Source organism: Alteromonas sp. WD8-37, assembly GCF_055326825.1.
This window is the reverse complement of record NZ_JBUZOV010000001.1, coordinates 557,658-569,108: the sequence shown is the minus strand read 5'-3', so window position 1 is coordinate 569,108 and position 11,451 is coordinate 557,658. Positions and strand designations below refer to the sequence as shown.

The 11,451-nt window shown below is 55.7% G+C and carries 8 protein-coding genes; 4 read left to right on the top strand and 4 right to left on the bottom strand.

The genetic code is table 11. The features are described 5' to 3' along the window. Positions 1-18: 18 nt before the first annotated feature. The 4 genes from ACTUJZ_RS02580 to hutU form a co-directional block, all read right to left on the bottom strand. The gene (locus ACTUJZ_RS02580; RefSeq protein ID WP_463634698.1) at positions 19-852 is read right to left on the bottom strand and encodes a PEP-CTERM/exosortase system-associated acyltransferase; all 834 of its coding nucleotides are present in this window, start codon (positions 850-852) and stop codon (positions 19-21) included. A gap of 740 nt (positions 853-1,592) precedes the next feature. Further along, on the bottom strand, positions 1,593-2,153 hold the full coding sequence (locus tag ACTUJZ_RS02575; RefSeq protein ID WP_463634697.1) for an RNA methyltransferase: 561 nt from the start codon (positions 2,151-2,153) through the stop codon (positions 1,593-1,595). Between the two features lie 42 nt (positions 2,154-2,195). Beyond that, positions 2,196-3,758 (bottom strand): histidine ammonia-lyase, encoded by a 1,563-nt coding sequence (gene hutH, locus ACTUJZ_RS02570; protein WP_463634696.1) that lies wholly within the window; start codon positions 3,756-3,758, stop codon positions 2,196-2,198. Beyond that, positions 3,745-5,439, bottom strand: a complete 1,695-nt coding sequence (hutU, locus tag ACTUJZ_RS02565; RefSeq protein ID WP_463634695.1) for a urocanate hydratase — start codon at positions 5,437-5,439, stop codon at positions 3,745-3,747. The genes hutH and hutU overlap by 14 nt, the downstream gene beginning before the upstream one ends. 188 nt (positions 5,440-5,627) lie before the next feature. Here hutU and hutI point away from each other — a divergent pair, with 188 nt between their 5' ends. The 4 genes from hutI (at position 5,628) to ACTUJZ_RS02545 (ending at position 11,422) form a co-directional block, all read left to right on the top strand. After that, a complete protein-coding gene (gene hutI, locus ACTUJZ_RS02560) occupies positions 5,628-6,833 on the top strand; it encodes an imidazolonepropionase (protein WP_463634694.1) in 1,206 nt (401 codons plus the stop codon). Continuing rightward, positions 6,823-7,770, top strand: a complete 948-nt coding sequence (hutG, locus tag ACTUJZ_RS02555; protein ID WP_463634693.1) for a formimidoylglutamase — start codon at positions 6,823-6,825, stop codon at positions 7,768-7,770. The genes hutI and hutG overlap by 11 nt, the downstream gene beginning before the upstream one ends. Positions 7,771-7,922: 152 nt before the next feature. Then, positions 7,923-8,585, top strand: coding sequence for a hypothetical protein (locus ACTUJZ_RS02550; protein ID WP_463634692.1), 663 nt, complete (start codon positions 7,923-7,925; stop codon positions 8,583-8,585). Then, positions 8,582-11,422: a family 16 glycosylhydrolase gene (locus tag ACTUJZ_RS02545; RefSeq protein ID WP_463634691.1), complete on the top strand. Its 2,841-nt coding sequence runs from the start codon at positions 8,582-8,584 to the stop codon at positions 11,420-11,422. The genes ACTUJZ_RS02550 and ACTUJZ_RS02545 overlap by 4 nt, the downstream gene beginning before the upstream one ends. Positions 11,423-11,451 lie beyond the last annotated feature (29 nt).

The following is an 11,451-nucleotide window of genomic DNA, read 5'->3' as shown; positions in this document are numbered from 1 at the left end:
CATACGTATTCAACCAATTTAGGCAGCCTGTTGCTCGGCGTGGATCTTGGTCAAAATCGACGGCTGATGACGGAAGATTGCACCAAAATTCGGCACTTCTTCCAACTCGTTCATAATCTTACGCTGAAAACGCTGTAAAGCCGGTGAAATTTGTTGCATAAATTCAGTGGGTGATAACTGATAGGCGGCACGCTTGCCGTGATAATCAATTTCATGTCCCAACTGCTGAAAGTTAATACCCAACATCCGCAGACTGCGCGCAAGCTTTGGTTCCATCATCACGTATACGTTTTCGATGTCACGCAAGATGCAAATACTGGCAGCGAAAAAATACAACGCAAGAGATAAGTATGGAAAATTACGCCCGGGCGAATCGTTTTTGACACTGCCGTTTAGGGACTTACCGGTCACCGGAGACACATTGCTGTCGGAGCGACGGCGGCGAAACTGTTTGGGGATGGCCAGGCGGGAGATTTCACACACCTGAAAACGCGGGTAACGTTGGGGACTGTGCTCATCCATGCGGATGGCGTCTGGACAATTTTGTTCTACCGGCAACAACTGACCAGGGTGCTGCGGCATCACCAGTCGGATGGTTCCGGCGCAGTTTCCGGTGGCTTTGTGTTTGATATAGCAGCTTAAGGCAAACTCATCAAACTCATCCACTTCCATTTGCGAAGCCTGCGGCGGCTCAAAGCCCATTTCTTCACAATACACCTGGTGGCGGGTTTTAAAACAGGTGCGCTGTTCATGCTCCTCGTTGGCTACCACCAACGTAAAGTGTTCGAAAAAGTGGTCCGCGGCAGCATCAATAATTTTATTCATTTTGCGACGCACAACAGGGCGGATCATCTGTTTGATCCCAGGTACTTGGTGTACTCTTTTAAACGCATTTAGCAAGCGACGTTTCACTTTAGCTCCCGTTTGTCAAAATAGTATTTTGCTATACCTCGTAAATTGACTTCCCTGAAGCGCAAAAAGAATCCTTCGATGGGCTCGCGCGCCAGATACACTGCCTCAAACATGCACTAAAGTAAACTAATCAGTGATGTGTAATGACATTGCGTCTGGACGAACTTGAGGTCAATTTTATTTATGAGGATGTAAAATTTATTGTATCTGGGGGATATCAACTATTGTGCCAGTCTGATGTTTGTGGCACATGCTATTGCTGCCATACTGACCGGCGTTGCTGGCCAGCAACTTGCGGTTTTCGACCCTCAGTGATTTTAGTAAATACAGTCAGCAAGAATTACTTTCTTATAAAACAATAAGATCACTGATTGTGTAACCAGTATGAGGGAATTAAAGCAAGGCTACGCGTAACCGCCAGGGTCCGGCCGGGCCACCCTGCATATATTTTGAAACTTTATACCAAAGAATAATACAGGGTCGCTGAGTTTGTCGAAATATTACACCCTTGTAATAACTGGTCTGAACAGCGGATAAGCCTTGGGCGGCAAAACTTGTTGCCATTTGGCATCACCCGGAAAATATCAAATGCGCATAAAACCCTGATTCTGTCGGGTGTTGCTAAAAAAAATGACATAAGACCAACTACTTATTAGAGATGTTGGTAAATGGAAACACTACTAGTAGGAAGGCAACATCTTGCCCTGCCGGCGAGTCTGATTGTTGCCATCGCGGCTTTGGCGGATCAGAGTGTCGCTATGGGCATAGGCAGATTTAGCCATTCTGTCATAAAGCACCACATTGACGGTGGCTGCCAGGTTCATGCACGAACGGGTCGGCACATACACCACATCCTGGCACATATCCACATCCTGCTGGCTTAACGAGCCATCCTCGGGGCCAAATACATAAAAGGCATTGTCCGGATGCTGATAAGCCGGTAACGGTGTCGCCCCCTCCACCAGTTCGATGGCCACAGGGGTGGCACCACGGGGAATGGCGGTGGCCAGGCAATCAACCCCAATGGTCGGAATGATTTTGTGCATAGCCTTGGTGTCGGCATTAAAGTCTTTGGCATAACCGTAACGTTGGCCGGTGTAAAACACACTCGATGCGCCATAACAACCTGCCGCCCGCAGCACCGACGCCACATTGGTGGCCGATTTGGGATTGAGCAACCCGATCGAAACCAGGCCCTGATGGGCAGAATTGGGAACAGACACCACAGCATTCTCAGTCATGAAAAAAAGGCGGCAAAGTATGCCAAACTCTGTGAGGTCTGCCTAGATGGTGTGGTCACTATTTAGCAAGTTTTTTATGGGCGGGAGCAACTCCATCAATAATTGGTGCAACCCGCCCTGCTCCACCAGCTCTGTGGCACTGGCGATATCCGGGGCGAAAAAGCGATCTTTGTCATAAAAAGACACATGCTGACGCAATAGCTGATGCACGGGCTGCAACATGGGGCTGGTGGCGAGCGGGCGTAAAAAGTCGATGCCTTGGGCCGCAGCCAGCCATTCGATGGCTACAATGCCGGCCACATTTTGAAACATAGCCTGTAAGCGCCGCCCGGCATACGGGGCCATAGACACATGATCTTCCTGATTGGCTGAGGTGGGCAGCGAGTCCACCGAGGCTGGATGAGCCAGTGATTTGTTTTCGCTGGCCAGCGCAGCGCATGTTACCTGAGCCAGCATAAAGCCGGAATTAACCCCACCATTGTTGACCAAAAACGGTGGCAACCCACTCAAACTGCCATCAATTAACAGTGCCACCCGACGTTCACTCAGCGCGCCGGTTTCGGCCAGCGCCAGGGCCAGATTATCTGCCGCCATGGCGACGGTCTGGGCGTGAAAATTGCCCCCGGACAAAATAGCGTCATCCTCGGCAAACACCAGTGGGTTATCCGACACGCCATTGGCCTCGGTATGTAAAATGGTGGCCGCATGACGGATTTGTTCCACCACCGCCCCCATTACCTGCGGCTGGCAGCGTAAGGAGTACGGGTCCTGCACTTTTTCGCAGCTGACATGAGACTGGCCGATGGCTGAGCTACCCAGTAACTGGTGCTGTATGTCGGCGCAAAAAGATTGGCTGGCATGACCGCGGGCAGCGTGGATACGCGGGTCAAAAGGCACCCGGGAGCCGCGGGCTGCATCCACCGACAATGCGCCTACCGCCAGAGCGCTGGCACACGCCCGCTCAGCAGCAAATAGCCCTTCTAATGCAAATGCGGTAGAAGCCTGGGTGCCATTAAGCAATGCCAAGCCTTCTTTAGGCGCTAATGTCAGCGGCTGCAGATTGGCCCGGCGCAGACCCGCACTGGCCGGTTGACGCGTACCGTCTAACCACACCTCGCCCTCGCCCAGCAGCACCGCGCTCATATGCGCCAGCGGCGCTAAATCGCCCGAAGCACCCACCGAGCCCTGGGCCGGGATCACCGGCCACACCTGATGATTAAATAACGCCAGCAGCGCATCAATGACCTCGGCGCGCACCCCGGACATACCGCGGCCCAGCGAATTAATTTTTAATAACAGCATCAGGCGAACGGTGCTGGCTGCCATAGGCGGGCCAAAGCCGGCAGCATGGGACAATACAATGCTGCGCTGCAAGGTGGCCAACTCGGCCGGGGCGATGCGAGTGTTGGCCAGCAGGCCAAAGCCGGTGTTAATGCCGTACACCGTCTGGCCCCGGGCAATGACATTTCGTACAGTGGCTGCAGCGGCTTCAATGGCCGGATACGCGCTATTAGCCAGACTCAGAGTAAATGACTGATGGATGCACCGCCGGCACAGCGCCAGACTAAGCTGGCCGGGGGTCAGGACAATATCAGTCTGCGCCATGATTAGCTTCTGACAGGTTATCAAGCATGGGTAAATCCAGCTGATGATCGCGCGCGCACTGTTGTGCCAGCGCATAGCCGGCATCGGCATGGCGCATTACCCCGGTGGCCGGATCATTGTGCAACACCCGGGCAATGCGCGCATCGGCTGCCTCGCTGCCATCACACACAATGGCCACGCCGGCATGCTGACTGAAGCCCATCCCCACGCCGCCACCATGATGCAGACTGACCCAGGTGGCGCCACTGGCGGTATTGAGCAAGGCATTGAGCAGCGGCCAGTCTGACACAGCATCGGAGCCATCCTGCATGCCTTCGGTTTCGCGATTCGGTGAAGCCACCGAGCCTGAGTCAAGATGATCACGACCAATCACCACCGGGGCGGACAACTCGCCATCCCGGACCATTTGATTAAAGGCCAGACCCAGGCGGGCTCTGTCGCCCAGACCCACCCAACAGATCCGGGCGGGCAGCCCCTGAAACTGAATCCGTGTTTTGGCCATATCCAGCCAGCGGTGCAGTCTGTCGTTATCCGGCAGCAAGGCCTTGACTTTAGCATCGGTGGCAGCAATGTCAGCCGGGTCACCCGACAGGGCTATCCAGCGAAACGGCCCGATCCCCTGGCAAAACAATGGTCGAATATAAGCAGGCACAAACCCGGGAAAATCAAAGGCGTTGTGCACCCCGTCTTCCTGAGCCATCTGGCGAATATTGTTGCCATAATCAAAGGTCACTGCACCACGTTTTTGCAGCACCAGCATGGCATGTACCTGGCGGGCCATGGAATGGCGGGCAGCAGCGATGACCCGTTCAGGCTGATGCTGGCGGGCTTGTTCGGTCTGACTGAGCGACCAGCCGCTAGGCACATAACCATTGAGCGGGTCATGCGCGCTGGTTTGGTCGGTAACTACATCCGGGCACTGCGCATGCTCTGCCAGCTCAGTAAAAATGTCACAGGCATTACCCAATAGCCCCACTGACACCGGCTTGCCTTCTTCGCGGGCCTGATGCAGCCGTCGTAACGCATCCTCTAGCCGATAGACTTTGCAATCCAGATAGCCGGTTTTGAGCCGTAAATCGATGCGCGATTCATCCACCTCTACCGCCAGCATCGAGAATCCAGCCATGGTGGCTGCAAGTGGCTGAGCCCCGCCCATGCCCCCCAGGCCACCGGTCAGGATCCAGCGTCCGGCGGGCTGCTCGTCAAAATGGTGTTCGGCCACACTCATAAAGGTTTCAAAGGTGCCCTGAACAATCCCTTGCGAACCAATATACATCCACGAGCCTGCGGTCATCTGCCCGTACATCATCAGGCCTTGTTGATCTAACTGATGAAAGTGCTCCCATGTGGCCCAGTGTGGCACCAGATTGGAATTGGCGATCAGGACCCGGGGCGCATCCGGGTGGGTGGTAAAGACACCGGCAGGCTGACCTGACTGGATCAGCAACGTCTGGTCATCCGCCAACCGCTGTAAGGTGCTAACAATCCTGTCAAAGGCTTGCCAGTTGCGGGCTGCACGCCCGATACTACCGTACACCACCAGCGCTTCGGGATGCTCAGCTACCTCAGGGTCCAGATTATTCATCAACATGCGCAAGGCAGCTTCACATTGCCAGTTGGTCGCTGTCAGGCGAGTGCCCCGGGGTGCCCGGATTTGGCGGCTGGGATCGTGGCGGTTCATACAAGCTCTCCCATGGAAATCGGCGTGGTTTTAGTGCCGCCCGGCTGCACAGGTATCAGGCACCAACCGACAGTAATCTGAAATAGGCCAGACTGCATATAAATGACTCAATGTTAACATATTGTTAATGTAGCCTGTGGCGCCTGGAACAACAAGCCCGAGGTTATTTATCATCAGCAGGAGACATTATGCATGCAGTTCGCATCAGCAATGTGAATCTGGCAACCATGACCGGCAACCCGGAAGCCATTGGCATCGAACGGGACACGGAGCTGTGGCTTGGCGGCGGTAAAATTCTGGCTGTAGGGCGCGTGCCTGACGGCGACTTTGTGCACACCGAGACCATTGATGCTCAGGGCATGTGGTGCCTGCCTGGCTGGATAGATTGCCACACACATCTGGTGTACGGCGGTAGCCGCGCTAATGAATTTGAGGCGCGCCAGGCCGGCCTCAGCTACGCTCAGATCCACGCTCGTGGCGGGGGCATCAGCGCCACTGTCAGCGCCACCCGTCAGGCTTCTGACCAGCAATTATTGGATAGCGCTATTCAGCGGGCTTCACGACTGGCCGACGAAGGTGTGACTACCGTCGAAATTAAATCCGGTTATGGTCTGGATGAGCTGACCGAGCAACGCATGCTGACCATCGCCGGACGCCTGGCCGACCATGTACCTATGCATATTGTGCGGACTTTTTTGGGAGCCCATGCCCTGCCACCGGAATATCAGCAGGATGCCGACGGCTACATACGCTTTGTGTGTGCGCACATGATCCCGCTGATTGCCCGGCAGCAACTAGCAGACGCAGTGGATGTCTTTTGTGAATCGGTGGGCTTTAATCTGTCTCACACTCAGCAGGTGTTTGATGCTGCAAAAAAAGCGGGGTTAGCGCTCAAAATACATGCAGAGCAGCTCAGTGACCAAAAAGGCGCCGTCTTAGCCGCCCGTTACGGCGCGCTGAGTGTGGATCATATCGAGTACCTGGCCCCGGACGATGTGCCGACCCTGGCCCGTGCCGGGACCACTGCGGTGTTGTTACCCGGCGCATTTTTTTACCTAAAAGAATGCCAGCTGCCGCCTATAGAGGCATTACGAATGCATCAGGTGCCTATGGCCATTGCCAGTGACTGTAATCCCGGTACCTCGCCCATTGCTTCCTTACTGACATGCGCCACCTTAGCCTGTTTACAATTTAACCTGACAGTAACTGAGGCGCTACGTGGCATTACCACTAACGCCGCCCGGGCGCTGGGGCTGCATCATACCGGCAGCCTGGCCCCTGGCCAACAAGCTGATTGTTGCCTGTGGGCCATCAATGACCCCAGTGAACTGATCTATGAAATGAATGCCCACCGGCCGGTGGCAAAATGGCTGGCTGGCCGCCGTGTGGTCTAAACAACACTGGCAGGGCCGCAAAGATAGCGATGCACTAGACCAGCAGCGCTGGCATCAGGTTGTTAGCGACCCGGATAGGACACCCGGGGCTCTGGCGGTAGGTGTGCTCGGTTATGCCAGTGACCTGGGTGTGCGCCTGAATCAGGGCCGGCCTGGCGCTGCCGAGGGCCCGGCGGCGCTGCGCCAGGCGATGTCTAATCTGCCGTGGCACGGACCCGGTGCCCTGGTAGATTTTGGTGATATCGAAGCCGCCGATGAATTGGCTATTACACAGGACCGTTTTTGTCAGACCTTACAAACTATGTTGAGCCAGTGTGACTGTGTACTGGGCCTGGGCGGCAGCCATGATATGGCCAAAGGCAGTTATTTAGCGTTACAAGCGCTGGCGCGCCCCGGCCACCGGCTGGGTATTATCAATATTGACGCCCACCTGGATTTGCGCAGCCCAGCTCCCCACGGCTCATCGGGCACACCCTTTTGGGAAGTTGCCGACTGGTGCCAGGCCCACCAGCAGGTGTTCAACTATTGCTGTCTGGGCGTCTCGGCAGCCGCCAATACCCCGGCTTTATTTGCCACGGCCCGTCGCACCAATTCCCTGTGGGTAGAGGATGTGGCATTAGATATCGACACAGCCAAGAGCCACCTCACCCAGTTTCTGGCTCATCTTGATGAAATCTATGTCACGGTGTGCCTGGATGCATTTCCCGCTGCCCAGGCACCGGGAGTGAGCGCCCCTGCAGCGCTGGGCATTGATCCTGCCTTAGCAGTACTCATCATTCGCTGGCTGGCCAGCCACTGCCAGCAACATCATATTATCTGGCGCCTGGCCGACCTGGCCGAAATGAACCCTTTTCATGATGAACAACAGCGTACCGCACGACTGGCTGCGCGCTTGGGCTTTGAACTAACGCAAGCCATGCGGCGCACAAAAGGTTAATAGTTTGTTGATTTTTTGTTTTTCAGGCGTTAGCTTGTAAGCGCTAACATTTTGTTATCTTCCCCACCTTATCTGAACCAGGGAACGGTTGCCGTAAAAATGTAAGCGCTACCATTACTAATACCACACATGGAATACACCTGGAGACACACATGCAAACAACCTGTCTTGCCTTGCTGTTGGGCACCGCGTTGGTAGCCGCCCCGGCTTCTGCCAACATAATTGACAATGGTGATTTCAGCCAGTGCGATCTGTCTGGCTGGTCTACCGACTCTGACGGTATGCCCGGAAACCCGGCCGACTTTACCGTCGCCCCCTCCTCCACGGGTTGCGCGGCGACTATTATCATCGATAATTCAATGGCGATGTTTAATACGTTGTTTCAGCCGCTGGACCTAAGCGCAGCCGGCACCGCCCCGCTGCAGTTTTCCTACGATTTTAGTGTAGACAGTGCCCTCACTGACCAGCAGGCGTTCTTTGCCGACTATTTGTCTATCGGCTTCACCCAGGGCGACGGTTTGTTTTTTGGCGCCGATGGCCAGCCAGGCACGCTGTTTGGCCAGCCTGATATCAACGGCTTTGCCCACTACCAGGGCAGTATGATGCTGGACCCGATGTTTGCCGCCCAGCCAGGCTGGTTCCTTGAAGTACAGTTAGTAAGTAATTTTGATGGCGCCCCGGCCAGCCTCACTATTGATGAATTTTCTATCACTGCGCTGGCCAATGTGCCCGCCCCGGCGTCAGCGCCGTTAGTGCTGGCAGGCATGGGCTTGTTACTAAGCCGTCGTCGCACTATTAAGGAGGCTCGCGTATGAAATACCTTGCACCTTTAGCTTCTGTCCTGTTGCTGGGTCAGGCCCCCGATGTAATGGCGCAGTACAGCCCGGCCGAGAATATTCGCACCCAGCAAAGCCGGCCATTTTTTGATCGCATCCAGCGTGAAATGGTGGTCAATATTACGGTAACCAATACTGCTGACCAGACGCTGGCCGATGATGCGCGCCTGCAAATCGTGCGCAGCAGTCATACGGTGACCAACGGCCGACGGGCAGACGACATGCTGTTTTTACCGGTACCGGCGCTGGCGGCCGGTGAATCTGTGGTGATCCCGGTGCGCATGGCGTTGGCCCGCAAGCGGATGAACCTGCAGGCACGACTGATGACCCGCCAGGGACCGGGCAATAACTGGCAACTGGTGTGGCAGGATGAGTTTAACGGGCGGGCCATTGATACCAGTAAATGGAGTTTTGAAACCAATTGCTGGGGTGGCGGCAACAACGAACAGCAATGTTATACCGACCGCAGCGACAATGCGTTTATTGATAAAGGCAAGCTTGTCATCAAAGCCCAGCGCGAAGATTTCACTGGCCCGGATAACCCCCAGGGCGACCCGGCCAGTGTCACCACGTTGCCTTACACGTCGGCCCGGCTGCGTAGCCTGGACAAAGGCGACTGGACCTATGGGCGCTTTGAAATCCGCGCAAAATTGCCCAAGGGCCAGGGCACCTGGCCGGCAGTGTGGATGCTGCCCAGCGACAATACCTATGGCACCTGGGCAGCCTCGGGTGAAATTGACATCATGGAAGCGGTGAACCTGGGCACCCCGTCTGACGACCCGTCAGCCCCGGACACCGCCGAAAACCGGGTCTATGGCACCCTGCACTTTGGCCGTGCCTGGCCTGGCAATGTACACGCCGGTGCAGATTATCGGCTGCCCGGCGGCCAGAGCCCGGCCGATGGCTTTCATACCTATGCCATCGAATGGGAACAAGGCGAGATCCGCTGGTATGTGGATGGCCATCATTTTGCCACCCAAACCGAAGCAGGCTGGTACACCCAGTATCAGGATGCCGATGGTCAGTGGCAAACCGGCACCGGCAGCGCGCCGTTTGACGAACGCTTTCATTTGTTGTTAAACCTGGCGGTGGGCGGCTCTTGGGCGGGCAATACTAACGCTACCGGAATTGATGAATCGGTCTTTCCGCAAACCCTGGAAATAGACTATGTACGAGTCTATGAATGTAGTGTCAATCCGGCCACTGGCCAGGGCTGCGCCACAGTGGGTGAGCAGGCAGAACAAGTGCCTGGGGTTAGCGCCCCGCCCTTGCCCGGCGTATCTTCAGCCATCGGTAGCGGGCCACAATTTATGTTATTTGATGATGCCCTAAATGATGCTCTGGCAGTACAAAGCTACAACCCGCAGGGCACGGTCAGCAGCAGCCAGCCGGCTGTGGCTGAGCGCGGCCAGGTGTTTGAGATGCAGCAAACGGGTAACAGCGGCAATCTGTTCTTTAATGCCGGCGAACCTATCAACCTGGCGCATTTTGAGCAGTTGGGTAAACTCAAGTTTGACCTGCGGGTGGTGGATCGCGCAGCAGACACCCAGCTGTTGGTGAAAATCGACAGCGGCTGGCCAGCTGTGAGCGATACCGCGCTCGCCCTGCCAGAGGATGATCAATGGCACAGTATGGTACTGGATATGGATACCCTGCTGGCCGCCGGCAACCGCTACGCGCCAGGCAACCAGGCACAGCTGGATCAGGTAGTTAACCCCTTTGTACTGGAAGCCAATGGCCCTATCACGGTGCAAGTGGACAATGTGCGCTACGAGTACGACTTGGCCGGCACGACCGAGTTGGTGGTGTTTGATGATGCCGATCGTGCGCCCTTCGCGTTAGGCCAGTATGTGGCTAGCGGCTCGGTGCTGGCTGAACAGGTTGTCAGCGCTGACGGTGGTCATGGCGAGGTCAAGCAACTGACCTTTAACACCAACGAGTCGGTGGTGTATTTTCAAACCAGTCCTGATGCTGAAGGCAAACCGCAACCCATCAATGTGAGCGGCTTTGACACCTTGGTTTTTGATCTGAAAGTGCTGGAAGATCCGCGTGCCACCCAGAACTTTATGATTAAAATGGATTGTGGCCACCCCTGCTCCTCCGGTGATTTTGCTATTGCCGCGCCACCCACCGGCGAGTGGACCCGCTATGAAATCAGCATTGCTGATTTGCTGGCTAACCCCGGCTCGACGCTGGATCTGACCAAGGTGGATACCCCGTTGGTGATTTTTCCGGCCTGGGGTAACCAACAAGGTGTGGTGCTGCAGTTGGACAATGTTATGTTGACCGGCAGCGGCGAAACCGACAATAGCCCCACCGTAGTGATGGTCAACGATACCTTTGCCCTGCTGGATGACGGCCTGGCGCAAGGCTGGTCGCTGTGGGATTGTTGTGCCAATGCGCAGGTGTCTATGGTGGGTGACAGCCAACGCGGCCCGGTAGCTCAGCTGGACTACTTTGGCCCAGCCCCGACCGTGTCTGGTTTACGGGCAGCGACGCCCCATGATGTATCTGCCCTGTACAGCGGTACGGTAAGCATGGATATCAAGGTAGCCGCTGCGCCGCAGGATCCCAGCGCCAACTGGCTGCTAAAAGCCGAAGGCGCCGACGGCAGTTTTGCTCAGATCCTGCTCACCGATAACCTTAACGGGGTCAGCCCGGTAGTGGGAGAATGGCAAACCTACACCTTCAGCCTGGCCAGTTTAGCCCAGCAAGGTCTGACGCTGGAGCAGTTCAACTTACTGCTGGTATTTCCTGACTGGGGCAAAGCCACCGGTGCGGTGGTGCAGTTAGACAACATTGTACTTCACCCCTAGCACATACAAAAACGCCCGGCTTTGCCGGG

Excerpts from the sequence above, each read along its gene's own strand:
- ACTUJZ_RS02550 (WP_463634692.1), top strand. The coding sequence starts at position 7,923 with ATGCAAACAACCTGTCTTGCCTTGCTGTTGGGCACCGCGTTGGTAGCC.
- hutI (WP_463634694.1), top strand. The coding sequence starts at position 5,628 with ATGCATGCAGTTCGCATCAGCAATGTGAATCTGGCAACCATGACCGGC.
- hutH (WP_463634696.1), bottom strand. The coding sequence starts at position 3,758 with ATGGCGCAGACTGATATTGTCCTGACCCCCGGCCAGCTTAGTCTGGCG.
- ACTUJZ_RS02580 (WP_463634698.1), bottom strand. The coding sequence starts at position 852 with ATGATCCGCCCTGTTGTGCGTCGCAAAATGAATAAAATTATTGATGCT.
- ACTUJZ_RS02545 (WP_463634691.1), top strand. The coding sequence starts at position 8,582 with ATGAAATACCTTGCACCTTTAGCTTCTGTCCTGTTGCTGGGTCAGGCC.
- ACTUJZ_RS02575 (WP_463634697.1), bottom strand. The coding sequence starts at position 2,153 with ATGACTGAGAATGCTGTGGTGTCTGTTCCCAATTCTGCCCATCAGGGC.
- hutU (WP_463634695.1), bottom strand. The coding sequence starts at position 5,439 with ATGAACCGCCACGATCCCAGCCGCCAAATCCGGGCACCCCGGGGCACT.